The sequence below is a fragment of the Bacillus sp. LQ16 genome (genome assembly GCF_057784645.1).
On the sequence record NZ_CM173491.1, the window covers coordinates 1662038 to 1685708 of the forward strand.

At 33.9% G+C, this 23671-nt stretch carries 26 protein-coding genes; 17 read left to right on the forward strand and 9 right to left on the reverse strand.

Annotation, left to right across the window (positions count from 1 at the left end):
- The first annotated feature begins 2 nt into the window (after positions 1–2).
- The 3 genes from AC3EMB_RS08450 to AC3EMB_RS08460 all read left to right on the forward strand — a co-directional run bounded on the left by AC3EMB_RS08450 (position 3) and on the right by AC3EMB_RS08460 (position 3437).
- A complete protein-coding gene (locus tag AC3EMB_RS08450) occupies positions 3–1553 on the forward strand; it encodes a solute symporter family protein (protein ID WP_001098239.1) in 1551 nt (516 codons plus the stop codon).
- A gap of 191 nt (positions 1554–1744) precedes the next feature.
- Positions 1745–3094 (forward strand): aspartate aminotransferase family protein, encoded by a 1350-nt coding sequence (locus AC3EMB_RS08455; protein WP_000850962.1) that lies wholly within the window; start codon positions 1745–1747, stop codon positions 3092–3094.
- A gap of 64 nt (positions 3095–3158) precedes the next feature.
- Positions 3159–3437: a DUF3986 family protein gene (locus AC3EMB_RS08460; RefSeq protein WP_488517620.1), complete on the forward strand. Its 279-nt coding sequence runs from the start codon at positions 3159–3161 to the stop codon at positions 3435–3437.
- 62 nt (positions 3438–3499) lie between these two features.
- On the opposite strand, the gene AC3EMB_RS08465 is transcribed toward AC3EMB_RS08460, so the two are convergent.
- On the reverse strand, positions 3500–4663 hold the full coding sequence (locus AC3EMB_RS08465; RefSeq protein ID WP_000393901.1) for a cation:proton antiporter: 1164 nt from the start codon (positions 4661–4663) through the stop codon (positions 3500–3502).
- Positions 4664–4932: 269 nt separating this feature from the next.
- Here AC3EMB_RS08465 and AC3EMB_RS08470 point away from each other — a divergent pair, with 269 nt between their 5' ends.
- Together AC3EMB_RS08470 and AC3EMB_RS08475 are read left to right on the forward strand one after the other, a co-directional pair.
- A complete protein-coding gene (locus AC3EMB_RS08470; RefSeq protein WP_000925940.1) occupies positions 4933–5778 on the forward strand; it encodes a MerR family transcriptional regulator in 846 nt (281 codons plus the stop codon).
- A 131-nt stretch (positions 5779–5909) separates the two neighbouring features.
- The gene (locus AC3EMB_RS08475; protein WP_000388396.1) at positions 5910–7265 is read left to right on the forward strand and encodes an MATE family efflux transporter; all 1356 of its coding nucleotides are present in this window, start codon (positions 5910–5912) and stop codon (positions 7263–7265) included.
- A 36-nt stretch (positions 7266–7301) separates the two neighbouring features.
- Here the strand turns inward: AC3EMB_RS08475 and AC3EMB_RS08480 are convergent, their stop codons facing one another.
- The gene (locus AC3EMB_RS08480; protein ID WP_000923922.1) at positions 7302–7967 is read right to left on the reverse strand and encodes a DUF421 domain-containing protein; all 666 of its coding nucleotides are present in this window, start codon (positions 7965–7967) and stop codon (positions 7302–7304) included.
- A 161-nt stretch (positions 7968–8128) separates the two neighbouring features.
- On the opposite strand from AC3EMB_RS08480, the gene AC3EMB_RS08485 reads away from it, so the two are divergent.
- The 5 genes from AC3EMB_RS08485 to AC3EMB_RS08505 all read left to right on the forward strand — a co-directional run bounded on the left by AC3EMB_RS08485 (position 8129) and on the right by AC3EMB_RS08505 (position 11432).
- On the forward strand, positions 8129–8707 hold the full coding sequence (locus AC3EMB_RS08485; protein ID WP_078401624.1) for a YdcF family protein: 579 nt from the start codon (positions 8129–8131) through the stop codon (positions 8705–8707).
- Positions 8708–8855: 148 nt separating this feature from the next.
- On the forward strand, positions 8856–9173 hold the full coding sequence (locus AC3EMB_RS08490; RefSeq protein ID WP_053564853.1) for a magnetosome magnetite crystal formation protein family: 318 nt from the start codon (positions 8856–8858) through the stop codon (positions 9171–9173).
- 150 nt (positions 9174–9323) lie between these two features.
- Entirely contained in the window at positions 9324–10058 is a 735-nt protein-coding gene (nfsA, locus tag AC3EMB_RS08495) for an oxygen-insensitive NADPH nitroreductase (RefSeq protein WP_488517621.1), read from the forward strand.
- Positions 10059–10273: 215 nt separating this feature from the next.
- Complete coding sequence (locus AC3EMB_RS08500) at positions 10274–10819, forward strand: sigma-70 family RNA polymerase sigma factor (protein WP_003274080.1); 546 nt, start codon at positions 10274–10276, stop codon at positions 10817–10819.
- Position 10820: 1 nt separating this feature from the next.
- Positions 10821–11432: a flagellar motor switch protein FliG gene (locus AC3EMB_RS08505; protein ID WP_106822540.1), complete on the forward strand. Its 612-nt coding sequence runs from the start codon at positions 10821–10823 to the stop codon at positions 11430–11432.
- A gap of 79 nt (positions 11433–11511) precedes the next feature.
- On the opposite strand, the gene AC3EMB_RS08510 is transcribed toward AC3EMB_RS08505, so the two are convergent.
- The 6 genes from AC3EMB_RS08510 to AC3EMB_RS08535 form a co-directional block, all read right to left on the reverse strand.
- Entirely contained in the window at positions 11512–12237 is a 726-nt protein-coding gene (locus AC3EMB_RS08510; RefSeq protein WP_000402526.1) for a sulfite exporter TauE/SafE family protein, read from the reverse strand.
- Positions 12238–12343: 106 nt separating this feature from the next.
- Positions 12344–13564, reverse strand: a complete 1221-nt coding sequence (locus AC3EMB_RS08515) for an MFS transporter (RefSeq protein ID WP_000791674.1) — start codon at positions 13562–13564, stop codon at positions 12344–12346.
- A gap of 19 nt (positions 13565–13583) precedes the next feature.
- Entirely contained in the window at positions 13584–14033 is a 450-nt protein-coding gene (locus AC3EMB_RS08520) for an ArsR/SmtB family transcription factor (RefSeq protein ID WP_000459089.1), read from the reverse strand.
- A 128-nt stretch (positions 14034–14161) separates the two neighbouring features.
- Positions 14162–15376, reverse strand: a complete 1215-nt coding sequence (locus AC3EMB_RS08525) for an MFS transporter (RefSeq protein WP_097961859.1) — start codon at positions 15374–15376, stop codon at positions 14162–14164.
- 7 nt (positions 15377–15383) lie between these two features.
- Entirely contained in the window at positions 15384–15851 is a 468-nt protein-coding gene (locus AC3EMB_RS08530) for a VOC family protein (protein WP_033696135.1), read from the reverse strand.
- 167 nt (positions 15852–16018) lie between these two features.
- A complete protein-coding gene (locus tag AC3EMB_RS08535; protein WP_000120179.1) occupies positions 16019–16138 on the reverse strand; it encodes a YjcZ family sporulation protein in 120 nt (39 codons plus the stop codon).
- A 233-nt stretch (positions 16139–16371) separates the two neighbouring features.
- On the opposite strand from AC3EMB_RS08535, the gene AC3EMB_RS08540 reads away from it, so the two are divergent.
- Both AC3EMB_RS08540 and hfq read left to right on the forward strand, forming a co-directional pair.
- Positions 16372–16590 (forward strand): aspartyl-phosphate phosphatase Spo0E family protein, encoded by a 219-nt coding sequence (locus tag AC3EMB_RS08540; protein ID WP_000291691.1) that lies wholly within the window; start codon positions 16372–16374, stop codon positions 16588–16590.
- A 53-nt stretch (positions 16591–16643) separates the two neighbouring features.
- On the forward strand, positions 16644–16832 hold the full coding sequence (hfq, locus tag AC3EMB_RS08545; RefSeq protein ID WP_000400665.1) for an RNA chaperone Hfq: 189 nt from the start codon (positions 16644–16646) through the stop codon (positions 16830–16832).
- A 27-nt stretch (positions 16833–16859) separates the two neighbouring features.
- On the opposite strand, the gene AC3EMB_RS08550 is transcribed toward hfq, so the two are convergent.
- Complete coding sequence (locus AC3EMB_RS08550; protein WP_488517622.1) at positions 16860–17462, reverse strand: HD domain-containing protein; 603 nt, start codon at positions 17460–17462, stop codon at positions 16860–16862.
- Between the two features lie 172 nt (positions 17463–17634).
- On the opposite strand from AC3EMB_RS08550, the gene AC3EMB_RS08555 reads away from it, so the two are divergent.
- The 5 genes from AC3EMB_RS08555 (at position 17635) to AC3EMB_RS08575 (ending at position 23643) form a co-directional block, all read left to right on the forward strand.
- Positions 17635–18468 (forward strand): flagellar motor protein MotP, encoded by an 834-nt coding sequence (locus AC3EMB_RS08555; RefSeq protein WP_000504186.1) that lies wholly within the window; start codon positions 17635–17637, stop codon positions 18466–18468.
- Between the two features lie 19 nt (positions 18469–18487).
- Positions 18488–19165 (forward strand): OmpA family protein, encoded by a 678-nt coding sequence (locus AC3EMB_RS08560; RefSeq protein ID WP_000033627.1) that lies wholly within the window; start codon positions 18488–18490, stop codon positions 19163–19165.
- Between the two features lie 150 nt (positions 19166–19315).
- Positions 19316–19684 (forward strand): response regulator, encoded by a 369-nt coding sequence (locus tag AC3EMB_RS08565; RefSeq protein ID WP_000940568.1) that lies wholly within the window; start codon positions 19316–19318, stop codon positions 19682–19684.
- A gap of 129 nt (positions 19685–19813) precedes the next feature.
- Positions 19814–21832: a chemotaxis protein CheA gene (locus tag AC3EMB_RS08570; protein WP_075718242.1), complete on the forward strand. Its 2019-nt coding sequence runs from the start codon at positions 19814–19816 to the stop codon at positions 21830–21832.
- 173 nt (positions 21833–22005) lie between these two features.
- Entirely contained in the window at positions 22006–23643 is a 1638-nt protein-coding gene (locus AC3EMB_RS08575; protein ID WP_001115016.1) for a flagellar motor switch protein, read from the forward strand.
- The last annotated feature ends 28 nt before the right edge of the window (positions 23644–23671 follow it).

The window sequence follows — 23671 nt, forward strand, 5'->3', positions numbered from 1 at the left end:
ACTTGAATACTACTGCGTTTGCACTATTTTTAATTATCGTTCTTGGTACGCTCGTCATAACATATTTTGCATCGAAAAAAACGAAAAATGCAAGTGAATTTTATACGGCTGGAGGGGGATTAACTGGTTGGCAAAATGGTTTGGCCATCGCTGGAGATTACATGTCTGCTGCTTCATTTCTTGGTATAGCCGGAGCAATCGCATTAACTGGGTTTGATGGATTCTTTTATAGTATCGGTTTTTTAGTTGCTTATTTAGTTGTACTGTATCTTGTTGCAGAACCGCTTAGAAATTTAGGAAAGTACACTTTGGCGGATATGATTGCAGCACGCTTTGATGCGAAAAAAGTTCGCGGAGTTGCAGCTCTTAATACGATGACGATTTCTATCTTTTATATGATTGCACAATTAGTTGGCGCGGGTGCACTTATTAAATTATTATTAGGGATTGAATATACGACATCTGTATTAATCGTTGGAACACTTATGACGGTGTATGTTATTTTTGGAGGTATGACAGCAACGAGCTGGGTACAAATCGTAAAGGCTGTATTGCTTATGGCTGGTACGTTTATTATTTCTGTTATCGTTTTCGCAAAATTCAACTTCAGCGTGACTGAAATGTTCGCTCAAATGAAAACAGCTACACCTTTAAAAGATTCATTTTTAAATCCAGGTGTAAAGTATAAGGATGGTCTTGATACACTTTCTTTAAATTTAGGACTAGTACTTGGTACAGCTGGATTACCGCATATACTTGTCCGATTTTTTACAGTACGTGATGCAAAAACTGCGCGTCAATCTGTCGTATATGCAACGTGGTTAATTGGTGCATTTTATATTATGACGATTTTCTTAGGATTTGGTGCGGCAGCGTTTGTAGGAAATGAAGCGATTATTAAAGCGAACCCAGCTGGTAATATGGCGGCACCTTTATTAGCCAAAGCGTTAGGTGGAGACTTCTTATTTGCTTTCGTATCAGCAATTGCTTTTGCAACGATTTTGGCTGTAGTGGCAGGTCTTGTATTAACAGCAGCATCAGCATTCGCTCATGATTTTTATAATGAAATCATTCGTAAAGGAAAATCAACGGAAAAAGAGCAAGTATCCATGGCTCGTTATGCATCTATTGGAGTAGCGATACTATCTATCATACTTGCATTATTTGCCCAAACATTAAACGTAGCATTTTTAGTATCATTAGCATTTGCAGTTGCAGCGAGTGCAAATCTACCAGTAATTTTATTTACAATATATTGGAAGCGTTTTAATACAACGGGTGCTATTTCGGGTATGATTGTAGGTCTCGTATCAGCAATTGTTCTCGTAGCGTTGAGTCCGAATGTTTGGAACCCTGTAGCTGGAAAAGCTATTTTTGTTGGGGAAGCGTTATTCCCATATACGACACCAGGAATTATTTCAATTCCACTCGGATTTCTTGCAGCATATTTAGGAACGGTTTTATCTAGTAAGAAAGAAGATGCAGCGAAATTTGATGAAATTCTAGTGAAATCTAATACTGGTCATGGCATTAGCGATGCGTCTTCACATTAAATAAAAGAGGAGCTTTTCGATAGATAAGAAAAGCTCTTTTTTCTTTTGTCATTTTCTTGTAAATATTACTGATTTGTAAGTAGGATTTGTCTTAATTTTGTGGAATGAAAATAGCAGGGAGAAATTTAAGTCATCATGGCACCAGCGCAGCTTTTGTGAAAAATAAGTTGTTATGGAAGGTGGAAGTAATGATGAAAACGAAGCAAACTGATGAATTATTAGCAAAAGATGAGCAATATGTTTGGCACGGAATGCGTCCCTTTAGTCCAAATAGTACAATGGTAGGGGCAAAAGCTGAAGGGTGCTGGGTTGAAGATATACAAGGAAAAAGATATTTAGATGGTATGAGTGGCCTTTGGTGTGTGAATAGTGGATATGGAAGAAAAGAGCTCGCAGAAGCGGCTTATAAGCAATTACAAACATTATCATACTTTCCAATGTCACAATCCCATGAGCCAGCTATAAAGCTTGCTGAAAAGTTAAATGAGTGGCTTGGGGGAGAGTATGTTATTTTCTTCTCAAATAGTGGTTCAGAAGCGAACGAAACAGCTTTTAAAATAGCAAGACAATACTATGCTCAAAAAGGTGAACCACATCGTTATAAATTTATGTCACGTTATCGAGGGTATCACGGGAATACAATGGCGACAATGGCAGCGACGGGACAAGCGCAGCGTAGATATCAATATGAGCCGTTTGCTTCAGGTTTTTTACATGTAACACCACCGGATTGTTACCGTATGCCTGAAATTGAAGGGCAGCATATTTATGATGTAGAATGTGTGAAAGAAGTCGATCGTGTTATGACGTGGGAATTAAGTGAAACAATTGCTGCGTTTATTATGGAACCTATTATTACAGGCGGGGGCATATTAATGCCACCACAAGACTATATGAAAGCTGTTCATGAGACGTGTCAAAAACACGGTGCCTTGCTTATTAGTGATGAAGTGATTTGCGGTTTTGGACGTACAGGAAAAGCATTCGGATTTATGAATTATGATGTGAAGCCAGATATTATTACAATGGCAAAAGGTATTACGAGCGCATATTTACCATTATCTGCAACAGCTGTGAAAAAAGAAATATATGAGGCTTTTAAAGGTAAAGGAGAATATGAATTCTTCCGCCATATTAATACATTTGGTGGAAATCCAGCAGCTTGTGCATTAGCACTTAAAAACTTAGAGATTATGGAAAATGAAAATTTAATCGAGCGATCTGCGCAAATGGGTTCCCTTTTATTAGAGCAACTAAAAGATGAAATTGGGGAACATCCGCTTGTTGGGAATATTAGAGGAAAAGGTCTATTAGTTGGAATTGAATTAGTAAATGATAAAGAGACGAAAGAGCCAATTGATAATGATAAAATAGCAAGTGTTGTAAATGCTTGTAAAGAAAAGGGCTTAATTATAGGACGAAACGGTATGACAACAGCAGGATATAATAACGTTTTAACATTAGCGCCGCCTCTTGTTATTTCAAGTGAAGAGATTGCTTTCGTTGTTGGAACGTTGAAGACAGCGATGGAGCGTATTTAATAAATAGAGAGAGGAGCGAGCTGTAATATAAGACTCGCTCTTGTTTAGTAGGAGGGGACTTTTAATGGAGAAATATGATCCTAACAAACATTATCACATCGGATATTATGAAGACGGATATGATTTAGAAGTGACGGCGTACAAAAGAATAAATGAACCAGTTTGGGATGCTTATATTCCGCACTATGAGGCAGACAATTTTTATAAGAAAGTGGAGGGAATGAAGCTAGGTAAATATATAGATGATTATGGCATTATGGTGTATTCATTTGGGAATGATATTGATGATGATGAAGCACGAATTATTTTTGAAAAATGGTTAAAAAAGAACGGGATTGTTTAAAGATAAAACAAAAAGGAGATTGCTATCTTATAAAATAGCAATCTCCTTTTATTATAGTAAATTTATTTACTTGCTTTCATTGCTTTATCTTTTGCACCAAAAGTGTATTTTAACATTGGTGGTGTAATCATTGTAGTTAAAATAACGACAATAACGATTGCTGTAAAGTAATCTTGTGCCAATAGACCTGAAGAAAGTCCTGTTCCTGCGATGATAAGTGCAACTTCACCACGAGAAACCATTCCAGCACCGATAATTGCAGAAGACTTAGCGTCAAATCCAGTCATTCGAGCACCGAATCCACAGCCGATTAATTTCGTTAATACAGCGATAACAGTTAATGCTAAGATGAACCAAATTTGATTGCCGATACCGTCAAATGTAATATTCATACCGATACTAACGAAGAATACGGGAACAAACATAGCGTAAGCAATTGGTTCTACTTTCTTTTCTACTTCATGTTTGTAGTTTGTTTGAGAAATTGCAATACCAGCAGCGAAAGCACCGATAATACCAGCAATTCCTAATAATTCGCCGAAATATGCGAATGAGAAACAGATGATAAGAGCCGCGCTCACGATAGACTCAGATACGCGCAGTGGTGATAACCAGCGCATAATCGCAGGAACACCTTTCCATCCGATTAAAATAATAGAAGCGAAGAATACTACTTTCTTCAAGATAACCATTGTTAAGTTAACATCATCAGTACCTAAGAAGCTCATTGCAAATGCTAATAAAATAACAACAAGAATGTCATCAAATACAGCGGCTCCAAGCATCGTCGTACTTTCACGTGTTTTCATTTTACCTAAATCACGAAGTGTTTGTACGGAAATACTAACACTTGTCGCACATAGAAGTAATCCTAAGAATACAGCGTTTCCTTGTTCCATTCCCATCACAAGACCGGAAACGTAACCACCTACGAATGGAAGAATGATACCTCCGAGTGCAACTGCTAAAGAAGAATTACGATTTGCGTTTAATTCTTCTAAGTCTGTTTCAAGTCCAGCCATAAACATTAAAAGAATAACTCCGACATTACTTAATTGAGTTAGAAGCTCTGAATTTTCAATCCAACCTAATACAGCTGGACCGATAACGATACCGACAATTAATTTACCTAGTACAGAAGGTTGACCTAATCTAACACTAAGATCACCAGCAAGCTTTGTACTTAATAAAATAAGTGCAATTTGAAAGAAAAATTCGAATTCCATCTGATCCTCTCCTCGTCATTTTTAATTTTATCATACGATTTCTCGGAATTTGCCTAATGAAAATATGTAAAACCCATTAAACAAAAGGGTCTGATTACAAGTTCTTTTGAACTCGTAATTTGAACCTGTAATTAATATATAATAAAATTTATTAAAAATCAATGAAAAAATAGCAGATTTTCATCATGGAATTTGATTTAGGTATGAAGGGAATGGCTATATAATAAGAAGAAATAAGGCAATATTTTTAATGAATTGGAGAAGGAAACATGTTATTAAATAAACGCTTTACAATTGGAGAAATGGCAAAAATGCATAATATCGCAGAATCTACATTGAGGTATTATGATGAAAAAGGAATTTTTCATCCGTCCATTGTTGATCCTCAAACGAATTATCGTTATTATACAATCGATCAATTTTCACTGTTAGATACGATTAAATTTTTACGCCAGTTAAATATTCCGTTAAAGGAAATTAAGAAATATATTGATGAAAGAAATCCAACATACGCACTCAATTTACTGGAAAAACAACAAGAAATGATGCTGAAGAAACAAAGAGAAATTGAATATGCTTTAGCAAAAATGGAACATAGAATTCATTTAATTAAGGAAGCAACAAAAGCAAAAGCTGAACAAATGGTAATTAAAGAGATCCCGCAGCGGAAAATTACAGCAATTGCGGTTGCTCCAAATACGACGGATGATATGTTTGAGTACTACATCCATTCGTTGCAAAAAAATATGAGGCAAATGGATGATAGTTTATTTTCTGGAGATATTGGTGTAACTGTTGCGAAAAAAGGATTAATGCAAAATGAGTTTCAAGCATATAGTAGTGTTTTCATTCTTTTGGATTACATGCCCTTTCAAGTGAATAGTTCAGATGAAATTAAAGCAGGTATATTTGCCTGTGTATATCACCACGGGCCATATGAAGAAACTGATGAAACATATAAGAAATTAATAAAATATATTGATCAAGAAGGATATGAAATAGACGGAGATTCGATTGAGATTGCATTAATTGATTGGTCTGTAACAGAAAATCCAGAGGAGCAAGTAACAGAAATTCAAATTCCTATAATGAAAAAACAAAGCAATAAGTTATAGGACTCGTATAATTACAAATGAGCATCAAACGCGATAATTAAGTTACCTATTTTTTAATTCTCTATTGACCTTCAAGTTACTTGAAGGTTTAAACTAAGGAAAGAGAGTTGAAAAAAGGAGCATATTAGAGTATGGAAGCAACAGAAAAATTAAGAGAAAAACCGATAAAAAGTTTATTTATTTCTTATTTAATACCAGCTGTTCTAGGAATGGTATTAATGTCAGTTAATATTGTAATTGATGCGGTCATGATTAGTAGAGGAGTTGGGGCGAACGGTTTAGCAGGAGTAAACGTGGCTATTCCAGCGTTTTCGATTTTTTTCTCTATTTCATTATGGATCGGAATGGGCGGGGCAACGTTATATTCCATTGCATTAGGTGAAAATAAACGAGAAAGAGCAAGGTCTATTTTTACTCAATCCATGACGGTAGCAGTTGTTATCGTAGGTGTTTTAGCGGCTATTTGTTTATGGAGAATAGAAGATTTAGCGTACTTATTTGGTGCAAATGAAGTGATTTTACCATATGCGTTAGACTATTTACACGTATTATTAACATTTGGAATGATATACGTTTTAGAAAATATTTTAAGTACATTTATACGAAATGATGGAAATCCTAATTTAGCAATGGCAGGTCTTGTTGTAACGGCTGTATTAAATATAGTATTTGACTATATCTTTATTTTTATCTTTGGATGGGGGGTAACAGGTGCTGCTTCAGCGACTATTCTTTCGGCAGCGATTGGTTTCCTTGTATTATTAACTCATTTCTTTAGAAAAAGTAGTATTTTAAAATGGACGAAATTCCATTTTGAATGGGATACTGTCAAACAAATTATGGTGATTGGTTTCCCAAGTTTTACAGCAGAAAGTACGGTTGCAATCGTAACGATTGGTTTTAATATCGCATTCGTCCAATATGCAGGAGAAGTAGGAGTAGCTTCCTATGCGATGGTGAATAGTATTCATGCAATGGCATTACTATTATTCTTCGGTGTAGGTGCTGCATTGCAACCGATTGCTAGTTTCCATTACGGGGCAAACTTATCAGAAAGATTGCGTGAAGGATTGCAGTTTGCTGTGAAAATTGCTGTTGTACTTGGGGGCATTGCGATAATTGTCGGATTATTCTTCGGGAAATATATCATTGGTCTATTTGATGTCCAATCTCCAGAATTATTGGAGTTAACATTAACGGGTATTAGCTTATTCTTTATTCAATACGTATTTTTAGGCTATAACATTGTGTATGGAGAGTACTTCCAATCAGTGCGACAAACGAAGAAATCAGTACTGATTATAATGAGCCGAGGGTTACTATTTATCATTCCATTGTTATGGATTATGCCGAAATTATTTGGGATAAACGGAATTTGGCTCGTTATGCCAGTTGCTGAAGTAATGACAGCAATTATCGTATTTACGATGAATCGTATGAAACATCCTGTTCCATTAAATATGGCAGGAGAGAAAGAAGCGATATGATGAAGAAAATCCCCTTAAGCAATTAAGGGGATTTTTTTATTCCTTTAAACTAATCGCAAAAGATCCATCCGTTTCTTGAACAGAAGCGAAAGCAACGTTTTTAATATTTGTAATTCCTTTTTCTTTTAATTCTTTATATAACCATTTTTCATCTTTATGGATTAACTTTAAGTTATCGTATTGAATTTGTGAATCGACGATAAGTGCAATTGGTAATCCAGCATACTTAACATCTATGTTTAAATCTTTTGGAGTTAATGGTACAAGTTCTCTTTTTGGTAAAATACTAATAGCTCCGTTCGCTTCTAAAATGGCGTATTCAATTTCATGAACACTCGGATATCCTGCAACGCGAAGATTAGAAAGTAGTTCGGCAATGGGATATCTACTTTTTTGTAAGTTCTCAAAAATAATATCACCATGTTTAATTAAAATGATAGGGTGTCCGAGAATAAAACGATTTAGTTTGTTGAATAGGCTTAATTTTGTAAGGAGTAAATGTAAACATGTAATAACAACCATACCGAGAAATGCTTGTAAAGCACCAGAGACGGGTATGGCCTGGAAAGCTAAATAAGATAAAAAGATTATAGCCCCAAAATCATGAGGAGTTAGTTGTGCTAACGCGGATTTACCGAGTAACTTAAGCGATAGTAAAAATAAGATGAAAAAGAACGACACGTTACATAAAAAGAGAAGCAATAGAGACACTCCTTGGTGTAAAGTTGTACTTACTATTCCCGAAAGTAATATAAATATTACCTTTCAGAGGATAATTTAGGGTTTATTGGAATTTGTCTGTATACAAACAAATAAATGGATATTATCATGAAGGAAGTAAAAGAAAATAGGAGTATATGAGTATGAGAAAGAAGAAAATAATAAAGTGTATTTTAGTTGTTATAATAATTTGCGCCGTATATGCGGGGTTTTTACAATATCACATTTATAAGCATGGACATATGAATGCAAGTGACGATGCTGAGTACATAATTGTACTAGGATCGAAAGTAAATGGAACGAAACCATCTTATTCATTGCAATATCGTATTGATAAAGCAGCTGAATATTTAAAATCACATGAGAAAACAATCGCTATCGTATCTGGAGGACAAGGAAAAGGTGAAGACATTTCAGAAGCATTAGCAATGAAACAAGGACTAATAAAACAAAACATCGCAGAAGACCGTATTATAATGGAGGACAAATCTACGAGTACAGATGAGAATATTACATTCTCAAAACCGTTAATTCCAGCCGATATGAAAAAAGGTATGATCGTAACAAACGATTTTCATATGTTTAGAGCGAAAAAAATAGCGGCCAAACAAGGTTTACAATTAGAAGGTCTTCCGGCAAAAACACCGAAACCAATCATCATTCCATCGAATGTACGAGAATATTTAGCAATTACACAGTATTGGTTTATGAATCGAATATAGTGAAAGTGATTCCGCCTGAAAATTCAGACGGGATTTAATTTGAGGAAAATCTTACAAATATGTCACGTTAGTGAAAGGTAAAGCGATAGTTTCTAGAATGGTTTCCTGACATAATGAAGGTAACAAAAACTATTTAGAGGTGAATCGGATGAAAGGAAATAATATTTTATCTTCGTTATGTTACTTTAGTATCTTTTTTGCACCATTTTTACTACCGATTATCGTGTACTTTGTTGCAGAAGATGAAGTGAAGTATCACGCGAAAAAAGCATTTTGGTCACATGTTTTCCCATACGCAATCTTATTTGGAGGACTAGCAGTATCAGGCATGTACAGTTTAGGTTTTAATCAATCTGACGGTGCTGGAATTGGAATGATTATCACATATGCAGTGTTCATTCTTGTAGGAATTTACTACTTCATTTGGAATATCGTAAAAGGTATTAAAGTGTTGAAAACGGCGTAATAAGACAATTGTAATTTCATTTACCGTATTCATAGACGTTTTAAAAAAAGAGCAATTCAAAAAAGAATTGCTCTTTTTGTGCTTATAAGTTGTGAATATTGAAAAAGATGTGTTAATTTTTCATTATGAAGAGAAAAAGGAGTGATTTTCATGAATGAGATAATACATAAGATAGAGCAACACGTTTCAGTTCGTAAATATAAAGAAGAATCAATTCCGAAAGATGTAGTAGAAAAAATGGTGCACGCTGCACAGCATGCGGCTTCATCACATTTTGTACAGGCGTATTCTGTCATATATGTAACAAATCAGGAATTAAAGGCTAAATTAGCAGAGCTATCCGGAAATCGCCATGTGAAAGACTGCGCAGCATTCTTTGTTTGTTGTGCAGATTTAAAACGACTTGAAATTGCATGTGAAAAACATGGTACAGAGATAAAGCATGAAGGGGTGGAAGACTTTATCGTTGCGACGGTAGATGCTTCACTTTTTGCGCAAAACTTAGCGTTAGCAGCAGAGTCATTAGGATACGGTATTTGTTATATTGGTGGTATTCGTAATAATCCGAGAGAAGTGAGCGAATTGCTTCATTTACCAGATAAAGTATATCCTGTATTCGGAATGACAGTCGGTGTACCAGATGAAGAACATGGAGTTAAACCACGCTTACCGGTAGCAGCGGTTCTTCATGAAAATGGATATGATGAACAAAAATATGATGAAATATTAAACGAATATGATGAAACGATGAGCGCGTATTACAAAGAAAGATCATCAAATCAAAAAAAAGTAACATGGACGGAATCAATGAGTTCGTTTATGTCTAAAGAAAAAAGAATGCATATGAAAGAGTTTTTAAGTGAAAAAGGATTAAATAAGAAGTGAGTAAAGAGGCAAACCTGTGATGCGGGTTTGCCTTTTTTGAAAGGAGAAATACCTAAGATCAGAAAGTTGTCTATTCTTTCTGATCTTAGGTATTTCGTTTGTTATCATATATATAGAAATAAAAGTTAATAAATTTTTACAAAAGTGATAGAAAATGAGAATGAAATACCAATAGTAAGTAAAGGCAGCTGCTAAAGGGGAACTGAGGAAGGAAGATGCATATGATTTTCGATTCTGAAGAGGATTTAATTATAGCTATGAAAAAACATGATCAAGATGCTTTGAAAGAAGTGATTGATCAATATGGAAAATTAATTTTGTACATTATTCATAAATCATTAAGTACCCCTACTGAAAAACAATATGTGGATGATTGTTATAACGATGTATTTACTGTTATTTGGTTTAATATCGACCAATTTGATACAGAAAAGGGAAACTTAAAATCTTGGATGATTGGTATTACTAAATTGAAGGCATTGGAATATAAAAAGAAAGTATATAAAGAGAATAAAATCGATAAGGACGTAGAAATAGATACAAGTGTCCATGATAGGTATGAAATAGAACAAGAAGAAGAGATTATGGAAATTGTTCAAGATTTAAATAAGAAAGATCGATATATCTTTTTAAAGAGGTATATTGATGGATATTCCATTGACGATATTGCAAAAGAATTAAAAGTAACGGCAGATTATATATACAATCGAATTTCTCGTGGGAAGAAAAAACTTCAAAAACTGTGGAAAGGGAGTGTGTAATATGGATAAAAGATTATTATCGATGTTAAATGAGCTCCAATATTCAGAGGAAGAAATTACACGTTTAGAGAAAGAAGCAAATGAGTCTATCAATATAGATAAGTATTATGTGAAAAACGGGGAGTTATTGAAGAAATTAACGGTGCAAATGTTGGAAGAATCAGTTCGGAAAGAGTTGCAAGAAGGAGAGGAAATACAATGTGAAATATTAGTGGAAGAAGGAAGTCTTGTAAATTCTAAAGTTATACCTAATATATTAACCACAGGTGCTACATTTTATTATTACATTGTTTTAACTAATACAATGTTACAAATTATAGCGTTAGATTGTTATTTTAAAAAGTTAAATGAATACAGTGTATTAGTAAACTCAATTCAAGCAGTTTCGCAACATAAAAAAATGAAAAATGTATATGGAATTAAAATAAATAACAATTATATACAATTAGGAAGTAAAGAGTATAATCAAGAATTAACAGTTTTAATTGGAAAGCTAAAACAATGTGGAGTGAAAGAAGAGAGATATAAAGATTTCGAAAAAAGTTGGATGATTTTTTTCAATGTGTTTGTAATAGCGATAGCTGGGCTTCTAGTTTTAAAATATTTAATGTGAAAATAAAAAGCGGCATAATAGCCGCTTTTTATCATTTGGTTAGTATTTTATTTATGATTTTGTATTTTGAAAAACTTACTTATAATAAATGCAAACTTTCAATAAGAAGATACATACCCGTGCAACTTAAAAGGATGTACGTAAATATTTTGAAAATTCGTTGATTAAGCCATTTGAAAATAATTTGCCCTATATACAAACCTAGAAATACGATTGGAATAGCGTAAAAACTTGATTCCCAAATTGTTTTGTTTGTGCCAGTAAAGAGTATTTGAGTTAGTAGGCTAATGAAATATATAAATAGATAAAAAGCTAAAGTAGTTGCTCTCAATTTCTCTTTTTTCGTATCAGTTCCTGTAAAGTAAAGTAACAGGGGTGGTCCTGGCATACCGATACTTGTCGTTAAAAGACCGGATAATCCGCCCACTAAGAAATCTCTAGATTTTGTTGATTTAATCTTAAAGTTGCATATTAGCATCAACGTTAATAGTAAAAGCAGGATGCTAATTGCTAATTTAAAAGTGTTGATGTTAATGGAAGTGAAAATGAAAATGCCAAAAGGAACACCAACTATACTTCCGAAAATTAATCTTTTCAGTAGTATAAAATCAATATCTATTCTTATTTTCCAAATGAGTGATATGGAAATAATTAATGATAAAATGATATTTATTTGTATAGCTTCTTGTGGTAGAAATAACATGAGTAAGAAAGGTGTTGCCATAATAGAAAAGCCAAAACCTGTACTTGTTTGTAAAATAGAAGCTACTAATATAATACATATGAAAATGAATATAATTTCCAAAATAGCCCCCCTACATAATCAAATTTAATAAATATTTTAACATAAAGTGAAACTTTAATCAGTGGGAGGCTTACTGCACGGCAAATAGCGGCTTTTTATGTGGCATTTAATATTCTAATGATGATCCTGTAGTTTTAAAGTATTTTTCTCGTGAAGGAGTCATTACCCGGATTGCTAATAAACAGGAAAGGAAAAGAATGAGTAACGAGCTACTTATTACAGTAAATTGAACGGAAAGAAATTGTGCGGATGCCCCAATTGCTAAAACGAAAAAGATTTGGATGAAATTTTTTATGGAATCAAACACGCTATCGATACGTCCTATCATATATATAGGGATGTTATTTTGATAAAATGTTATAAAGCCAGTACCAGCAAATGATGAAGAAATACCAAGTAAAATGAAACCACCTGCTGCGACTATAAATGAATTTGAAAAGGCGAAAATTACATAGCCTATTGCTGTGAAAATCATACCTAATCCGATACAATGTTGAATTGGTAATCGTTTGGCAAAGAGAGAGACGAGAAATGAACCGGAAACGTAAGCAGCGCCAGTTATACTAACAAGCATACTGTATTCTATATCGGTTAAAAACAGTACTTGCCTCGTAAAAACAACTTCTTGTGAATCGAGTGCCATAGAAACAAGCATAGTCGCTTGAAATAAAACGAATATGAGAATAATGTACGTTTCTGTTCGAGCGAACGAAAAAACTTGTTTCCAATCACTTCGTAATGTTTGTACAAAAGTATTTGCAACTTCTTCGTTTTGCTTTGTTTGTAATGTAATGTTTGGCAAGAAGTAAATGAGAATGGTAGAAAGTAGAAATGAAAGTGAGTTGCAGTAAATAACAAAGGCTGCTGAGTATGTGGTGAGAAGTATTCCAGCAAGAGCTGGACCGATAATAAAAGCCCCGTTTGTACATAGGCTATTCCATGCATTAAATTGAGCGCGCTCTTCAGCTCGTATGAGCATTGTTTTATAAGTAAATGAAGCTGGATCAAAAAATGATGTAGCGATGCGAGTTAAAAAGATGAACATATAAATGGCCCAAATAGAATCAAATAATGGAATACAGCCAATGAGAGCTGCTCGAATTATATCTGTGATGAGCATAATGGACCGTTTGTTTAATCGATCTACTATACTACCAGACCATATTTTTGTAACAACAGTGGCGATTGGACCAACAATCCATAATCCTGCTACAGCAGCAGGTGAGTTTGTGCTATTTAACACCATTAAGTTTAGAGCGATGAGATACATAAAATCACCTAAACGAGAAATTCCTGTTCCCGACAATAATAATAATTTATTTTTCATGAATAAATGGCCCTTTCTTTCATTGTTTTTTAATCCTGCAGGAAATAGCGTATTCCTCTTCAGAGTTTGATTGACGAGCGGTTTTGTTTTCCCAGCGTAATAAAACTTGTGTAATCTCCCAAGTAAGCTGTTGTAATTCCTCTGGAGTTAAAAATAAATGAGATACAATATGACTACCTGTATTCGTTCCTTCTGTGCCGCTTTCTTCAATATAGAAATGAGCAGCTTTTGCTTTATAATATTTTTCAATAATCCCTCGTTTTTCCTTCGTTTCTACTAATTCAAGCAACCCTCCATCATATAAAATTTGAACGTGATAATGTACGCTTCCAGCAGATTTATTTAGTTTAGTAGCAACTTGTTTTGCAGTAAGTGCTTCATCTTTTAAAAGGTGAAGAATTTGAATGCGAGTTGCATTGGAAATGAGCTTCTGCTGCTCAGCTGAAATAGTAAGTCTATCGTCAAACATTATGGCACCCCTTTTCTTATAATCTAAATTTATTGTACATTCTAAAAAATTAGAACTTAAGGAAAATAAATCGTCTTTTTCCTCTGTATTTCGACATAAATAAAAATAGCATGTTTATAAACATGCTATTAAGTAGAAGGAGATTCTTCATTAAATTCCCCGCGATAAAACAAGAACAGCCATATAAAACTTACAAAAATACAACATATAGCTAATAAACTGCCAATCATTTGAGGAGAAAGAATTTCTAACAGCCCTCCTGTAAAAAACATCGATAACTGAATAAGAGATCCGTAAATAGAATAATGGAATGAAAAAACTTTACCTATCATATTTTCGTGTGTGTAAGTTTGAAGTAATGTCGTATCAAGTGGAACGATAATTCCTCCTGCTATACGCATACAGAATAAAGTAATGATACCGATAATAAGTTGATCGGATAGAATGAATCCGAGAAAGAAAATTCCTTGTAATAAGTAGGCCCAACCGAATACTTTTTTCATTTTTTCTTTATTATGGGATATATAAAGATTAACGAGAAGGCTTCCTATCATAAGTCCAGCCCCTTGAACCGTATATAAAATCCCAATGTTCGTATGGAAAATTTTTTCGGCATAGATCGTTAGAAGTAGTTGATAAGCGCCTCCAATAATCCCCCATGAAATGCCGACAAGAATTAATGTTAAAATGATTTTTGTTTGTAATATGTATGTATAACCACCTTTTATATCAGTGAAAAATGCTTTGTTCTTGTTACAAGTATCATGAGCAGGAATACTCATATTATAAATAAAATAGGCTGAAAGAAAGTATGATAGGCTATTTACTAAAAAAGCGAACTCAATATGTAAAGATTGTGCAATTACTCCGCCCAAAGAAGCCCCCATAATAGACATAAAACCATTAATTGTACTAGAAAGAGAGTTAGCAGTTACGAAATGATTTTGGTGTACGATATTTTTTAGGGTTGCTTGTTTAGCCGGTTCAAATAAACAAGCAAGTACAGATAAACATATATTAGCAATGAAAATAATCTCAATTTTATAGCCTGCGAGTAAGTATGTAAGGACTAGAATTCCCCGTGTAATATCGGTAAAAATCATAATATTCTTTTTAGAGAAACGATCTACAATTCCGCCTATGAATGGACTAAGAAGAAGCTGTGGTAAACTTTTACTTATAAAAGTAAGTGCGATCATAAACGGCGATTCCGTTATGCTGTAGACAAATGTTAATAAAGCTACCGTATGGAACCAATCCCCAAGTACACTTAATGTTTGCCCATAAAATAGTTTATTGAAGTTTTTATTTGTTTTAAGAAGTGTGGAATAAGAAACAGACATAAATAGATTACTCCTTATGTAATGACGATGTTTGAATTTGTTCTTTCCACTCGCTTAAATACACTTTTTCCGCTGTAGGAAGTCCAACAGGTAATTGTGCAATCAATTCTAAACTATTTCCATCAGGGTCGTTAAAGTATACGGCTGCATGTGCTAATTCCGGAAAAACAATCGGTTCAATTGGTTCCATTCCAAAGTCTTTTCGTGCTGAAATTCCTTTTTGATTTAGCCAATGAATCGCATTTTCTAAATCATGTAAACTTACTTGAAAGGCGATATGTCGTAAAGAGGGGTGATAATTCACTTTGTATTCTGTGCCTTCCCAAAGGCCGAGCCAACTCTCATTTTCTTTAATCCAAAAGAAAGCAATATTATCTCCTCGTTTATATAATTTTAGCCCTAGTGATTCATAAAAAGGTATTGATACTTTTAAGTTGCGGACAGGTAAATGTGCTTCGTAAAGACCTCTAATCATTGTAATCCCCCTTAGTAAAAATGTTTCTTATTCCATAGTAAACAATATGTTGCTAGTTGAAATCGCAAATAAGAGGGATATAAATTCATACGAAAGTATGAAAAAAACAGCTCAAATATGAGCTGTTTTTCTATAGTTTTTAGTTCATTTGTCAAGGATAGGATATATTAATATCCGTATCCGCCGCCACCCCAACAGCTACATCCGATGATGATTAGAAGGATGAATAGTACGATAAGCAAAGCAAATCCACCGCCGAAACCAGCGCAACTTCCACCATAACTCATATGTTTTCCTCCTTTTTAGTAAGTTAATCTATATGGTTCATGGACTACTATATACAGTATGTTTTTTGTATAGAAAACGAGCCAGTCTCATTTATAATTAGACAAATGCCTGTAGATTCATTAGGATTGTATGTTAGTGATTTGTAAATAAACCTTTACATGATTCGTAATTTAGGCATAGAAAAATAAAAAATTGTAAAAAAAACCATTTTTTTATTTTTTTATGAGAGAATATGTACTATAATTTTACAAGTAATATTATGGGAAAAGGGAGTTTTAGTATAGAGATGGAGATGGGACAATTACAAAATAAAATAGAAAACAAAAAGAAAGAATTAATTCAACTTGTTGCGAGACACGGATTGGATCATGATAAAGTTTTGTTATTTAGTCGTGATTTAGATATACTAATTAATAAGTTTATGAATATAAAAGACAAAGTGCATAAATAAAAAATTTATAGTTTTTTATATTAAGATGTTTCACAGAAAGGAGAGGACAGTAATTGGAACATTTACAGGAAGAATTGTATAAACAAATAAAAGAAGAAAAAGGTACAGTTACAATTTTCTTAAAGAGTGGCGTTAGAATAGTAGGAGAAGTTGTTGGAGTAGATAAATTTACAGTTTTAATTTTAGTGGATGGAAAACAACAGCTTATTTATAAGCAGGCTATATCAACAATAATGAAATAAGACACTCTTGTTGAGTGTCTTATTTCATTATTGCTTGCATGCCTCAACATCAATGCCGGCAGCAATTAACTTCTTTTCTCCATCTTGTTCAATAATTTTTTGTAATTTAGATAGGAAAGAATCAAAGTTTGTATGCTTTGCTACTTGGAATGTCATTTTATGTTCAATTGGTAGCCACGTATCAATATCAGCTTCGTTATGCTGGATTTTCACCTCAAGTTTATCGAGTGCATTAGCAACTTTTGCTTCGTACGTTTCTTTTGCTTCAAACTCCATCCATAAGTCATATAATTCCTCACCGGGAGAACCTGTTAACGTTTGTTTAATATTTAAAATAGCTTCTAGTTCATTTTTTTGTTTTTGTAGCTGTAATTCCTGACTATTCATCGTATCAAATGCAGGGATATCACCAGCTTCGGCTTCGACTAGGTCGTGAATAATAACCATTTTAAGTAATTTCTCAATATTTACTTTTTGATCCAAATAAGGTTCAACTAAAATGGCCATTAGAGACATACGCCATGTATGTTCGGCAACACTTTCTTGACGTCCGTTGGAAAGCCAGCTATGTCGCATTTCATATTTTAGTTTTTCTGCTAATGCAATGACTTGTAAAATGTTGTGTTCCATCGTGAGCCTCCTCATGTTTTTATACCATAATTCTAATATAGAAATGAAATGTGTCAATTTCATGAGTATATTGCGATAAACAGATGATAAGCGTATAATACATGTTATATGTAAAAATGTATTATTAAAATAAAAAAATGTTATATGAAAATGGAAAGGAAAGGGCAGAAATATGGGAGAAAAAAATCAAGTATTAGCTAGACCACAAAGAAGAAAAAGGAAGTTTGATATTTCTAGCCCAGTGGGCATTATAGTAGGTTTCATCATAGTGATAGCGGCGATTATGCTTGGCGGCGGTGGAATAAAAGCTTTCAAAAACTTTTTAGATATTTCATCTATTTTAATTGTCATAGGGGGAACAACAGCGACAATTGTTGTGGCATATCGATTTGGAGAAATAAAAAAATATACGAAAAGTATTTTCACTGTTTTACATAGAAGAGAAGAAGATTTAGAACAGTTAACGGATTTGTTTGTTGATTTTTCAAAAAAGTCTAAAAAGAACGGTTTGCTTTCTTTAGAGGTTGATGGAGAGCAAGTAGACAATCCTTTTATTCAAAAAGGAATTCGATTAATGTTAAGCGGTTACGATGAAGATGAATTAAAAGAAGTGTTATTGAAAGATATTGAAACGGAAGTGTATGAGTTAAGAAAAGGAGCGGCATTATTAGATAAAATTGGTGATTTTGCTCCAGCTTGGGGAATGATTGGTACGTTAATCGGTCTTATCATTATGCTCCAAAACTTACAAGATACATCGCAAATTGGTACAGGGATGGCAGTTGCGATGTTAACGACATTATATGGGTCTGTACTTGCGAATATGATTGCAATCCCTCTGTCGGAAAAAGTATACCGTGGTATTGAAGATTTATATACAGAGAAGAAGTTTGTAATAGAAGCAATTTCAGAATTGTATCGCGGACAAATTCCTTCTAAATTAAAGTTGAAACTGGATACATACGTATACGAAACAAAGGTAAAAAAGGTAAAAGGAGCAGCCTAATATTTCAAGGAGTGGTATGATGAGTAAAGGACCGCAAAAGGGATCGCCTCGTTGGATGACGACTTTTACAGATTTAACGATGTTATTATTAACTTTCTTCGTATTACTAGTTGCTACATCAAAGCAAGATGCAGTAAAATTGTCAAAGATGCTTGAAAAGTTTAGTGATACGGGGCAAGTAGATGCAAAAGTAATGGAAAATACAATACCAGATATTTCACATGAAAAAAATGATGAAAAAATGATCTCAAAAAAGAGAATGGATGAATTATATAAGAAGTTGAAAGCGTATGTAGATAATAACGGTATTAGTCAAGTGAATGTATATCGAGAGGATACAGGGGTAAGCGTCGTTATAGTAGATAATTTAATATTTGATACAGGCGATGCGAACGTTAAGCCCGAAGCGAAAGGGATAATAAGTCAATTAGTTGGATTTTTCCAATCCGTACCTAACCCAATTGTTGTAGAGGGACATACAGATAGTAGACCTATTCATAACGAGAAATTCCCTTCTAATTGGGAGTTATCTTCAGCACGAGCGGCAAATATGATTCATCATTTAATTGAAGTGTATAATGTGGATGATAAAAGGCTAGCTGCGGTAGGATATGCAGACACAAAGCCAATTGTACCAAATGATTCACCGCAAAACTGGGAAAAAAACCGTCGCGTTGTTATTTATATAAAAGAGTAGTATATTATTATTTTAATAATAAAATAATAAAAATACGAAAATTCTTTTAAAAAAATATTAAATTTTATCATTTTATTTTGTATAATGAGTGAGAATGATAAGGTGAAATATTAAGATATATTTATACATAGAAGGAGAGAATTAAAAAGAATGGCACATAAAATTTTAGTAGTAGACGATGCGATGTTTATGCGAACGATGATTAAAAACTTATTAAAAAGTAATGCTGAATTTGAAGTTATCGGCGAAGCAGAGAATGGGGTAGAAGCAATTCAAAAATATAAAGAACTTCAACCTGATATTGTAACATTAGATATTACTATGCCAGAAATGGACGGGCTTGAAGCATTAAAAGAAATTATTAAAATTGATTCAAGTGCAAAGGTTGTTATTTGTTCTGCAATGGGACAACAAGGTATGGTATTAGATGCAATTAAGGGCGGGGCAAAAGACTTTATTGTAAAGCCATTCCAAGCGGATCGTGTAATTGAAGCTTTAACAAAAGTAGCAAATAGTTAATATAGAAGGGGTGCCACAAGGAATCAAAACAGTGATAGCGGATCGACGTGTGGCCCCCTTTTTTCTCATTATAAAACACTAAATTGTTATACATAAATGAAATGTTTGTTAGACAGGTAGGGGATAAAAATGCAAACAGATCTATTAAATATATTTTTCGAAGAGTCAGAAGAACATTTACAGTCGCTAAATGAAAATGTGCTAGTGTTAGAGCAAAATCCTGCTGATATGGATGTTGTAGGGGAAATATTCCGCTCCGCTCATACATTCAAAGGTATGTCTGCGAGTATGGAATTTACAGAGATGGCTGATTTAACGCATAAGATGGAAAATGTGTTAGATGAAATTCGTCATGGAAATATAGTTGTAAATGCGGATATTATTGATGTGATTTTTGAGTGCATTGATAATTTGGAGAAGATGGTTGCAGATGTGCAACAAGGTGGAATGGGCAATATTGATGTAGTCTCAACTAAACAGAAATTAGAAGCATTATTGAACGGCAATGTAGAAACTCCTACGGAACATATAGAGCAAAATCATATAGACAACGATGATGCAGTTTCACATGAAGTGCATATAACAGTTGAACAGCAAGCAATTTTAAAAGCAGTACGTGCCATTATGTGTATTGAAGCATTGCAGAATGTAGGGAATATACAAAAAACAGCTCCGAGTATTGAAGAAATTGAAGCAGATGCTTTCGGATTTGAATTTACAGTATTTATGGATACTGATTGTAGTATAGAAGAATTGAAACAAGTAGTACTTCATGTTTCTGAAATTGAGAAAGTGGAAGTAAAGCAAGGAGAACCTATATCGAGGGAAGTAGCTTCTAAAAAAGTTGTTACACAAGAAGTTGTGCAAGTAGAAGAAATGCTACAACCAGCTGTGGCTACGCAGGTAGAATCACCGATAGTGGCAACGAATCAACCTACAAGTGCTATGCCAGCTAAAAGTACTACAAAAACGAAAAATGCTAAAGTGGAGAATCGTTCAATTCGTGTTCAATTAGAGAAAATCGAAAGATTAATGAATATGTTTGAAGAAAGTGTAATTGAACGTGGGCGCATTGATGAATTGGCTCAAACGATTCAAAACAAGGAGTTAATTGAACATTTAAATCGATTAGGCGATATTTCAAAAGATATTCAAAACGTACTATTAAATATGCGTATGGTGCCGATTGAAACTGTGTTCAATCGTTTCCCACGTATGGTACGTATGTTAGCGAAAGATTTAGGGAAAAAAATCGATTTACAAATTACAGGTGAAGATACTGAAGTAGATAAAATTGTTATTGATGAAATCGGTGATCCGCTCGTTCATTTAATTCGAAATGCAATCGATCATGGTGTTGAAACTGTTGAAAAACGACGTGATGCAGGTAAAAATGAGACAGGTACTATTAAATTAGAAGCCTTTCATAGTGGAAATCATGTCGTTATTCAAATTACGGATGATGGAAACGGTATTAATAAAGGGAAAGTATTAGAAAAAGCGATTAAAAATGGCGTTGTAACTGAAGCAGATGCAAATAGATTAACAGATCGTGAAGTGTTTGATCTTATTTTCCAACCAGGATTTAGTACAGCTGAAGTTGTATCAGATCTTTCTGGACGCGGTGTCGGATTAGATGTTGTAAAACATACGATTCATAGTTTAGGTGGACATTTAATCATTGATTCTGAGGAAGGAAAGGGAAGTACATTTAGAATTGAACTTCCGTTAACGTTGTCTATTATTCAATCTATGCTTGTTCAAACGAATGATAAGCGTTATGCTTTACCTCTTGGAAATATCGTTGAAGCAATTCGAATTAAGAGAGAAGACATCCAATCCTTACAAGGAAAAGATGTGTTAAATTATCGTAATCAAATTATTGAAGTGAAACATTTAAGTACTGTATTTGGTGAAAAAACAGTAGATGAGGCGTTTGCGTCATATGATGGTCAAATGGTTCCTGTGTTAATTGTTCGTAATACACATCGCAGCTATGGACTTATTGTAAACACAATTATCGGTCAAAGAGAAATAGTCTTAAAGTCATTAGGTGACTTCTTTGCAGAGAGTTCTAACTATTTCTCTGGTGCGACGATTCTCGGTGATGGACGAGTGGTCCTCATTTTAAACCCAGAAGGTTTATAATAGGAATGAAGGAAAGCTCCCCACTTGTATACAATTGGGGAGCTTTTTGGCTAATCGTTACCAATCTAATAATGGGAATACATACATATTAACGTTTTATATAATAAGTTTGCTAAAATCAAATGAGAGTTTATATTATTTGATAGAAAAACAGAAATGAGGAGGCAGGGAAAATGCCTGAGCAACACACAAAAGGGGATACGAGCACGATTGTGCTAGAAAAAGAAAATGAGCATTTAACGCCTCAAGAATGCGATATTCTTGGCGAAATTGCAAATATATCATTTGGTTCAGCTTCGACTGTATTATCAACGATTTTAAATAGGCAAGTAAGCATTACTGCTCCTCGCATAGAGTTGGTAGATTTATATGATTCAAGAGATGTCGAAGTTCCACATGTTGTATTAAACATTCATTTTACAAAAGGATTAGATATGGAAAACCTTCTTGTTCTTAAACAAGATGTTGCATTGTCCATTGCTGATTTAATGATGATGGGAACAGGTGAAGTGGAGGATGGAAAAGAACTTGGTGAATTAGAACTAAGTGCTGTACAAGAAGCGATGAATCAAATGATGGGATTCGCAGCTACATCTATGTCGGAATTCTTCCAAGATACAGTAGATATGTCTCCGCCGACGATTAATGTTGTAAAGTTATCGGAAGAAATGGAGAAAATCTCTGAAATCGATGGGAATCATACGATTGTTAAAGTGTCGTTTGATTTAAAGATAGATAATCTTGTAAACTCTAAACTTGTACAAATTGTTTCAGTTGAGCATGCGAAACAAATGGTAAATAAATTAATGCAATTATCTGGTGGAGTAGAAGAAAAAGACGAGCCAGCAGAAGTAGTGGAAACTGAGATTGTAGAAGAAGTTGAAAAAGAGCATTTAACACAAGAAGAGAAAGATGTGCTTGGTGAAATTGCAAATATTTCAATTGGTTCCGCTTCAACAGTATTGTCAACGCTTTTAAATCAGCCAGTTACAATTAGTACACCAAATGTGGAAGCAATCAATGTTCGTCATTATGATGGAGTACCAGTGCCATTTGTTATTTTAAATGTTGACTTTGTTGAAGGGCTAAAGAATGAGAATGTATTCGTATTTACGAAAGATGTCGCCTTAACAATGGTAGATTTAATGATGATGGGAACAGGGGAAGTTGATCCGGAAAAAGAGCTTACTGAATTAGAACTGAGCGGTATTAAAGAAATTATGAACCAAATGATGGGTCACGCTGCTACGGCGATGTCAGAAATGTTCCAAGAAAAAATGGACATGACGCCGCCAAATGTTAAATTTGTAACGTTAAAAGAAGAAATGGAGTATTTGGGAGAGTCAATGGAAGTGGACGAACTCGTTCAAATTACGTTCAATCTTGAAATTGGTGATCTGCTTCAATCGAAAATGTATCAAATTTTGCCAATTTCTGAAGCGAAAGAAATGGTAAGGCGACTTCTGTATCCAATGGTGGAAGAAGAAGAGATTGCCACAGAAGAAATTGAAGAAGAAAAAATTGTAGAACCAGTTGTGCAACCTATTGAATTTAAAGAAGTAAAACAAATGGAACCAGTATATATGGACACGTCCATTCTACAAAATGTAGAAATGAACGTGAAATTTGTATTTGGAAGTACAGTAAAAACGATTCAAGATATATTAAGTTTACAAGAAAATGAAGCAGTTGTACTAGATGAGGATATTGATGAACCAATTCGTATTTATGTAAATGATGTATTAGTGGCGTATGGTGAACTTGTAAATGTAGATGGATTTTTCGGAGTAAAAGTGACGAAATCACTATAAGGCATTGAAATAGGAGTTTGAACTAGTA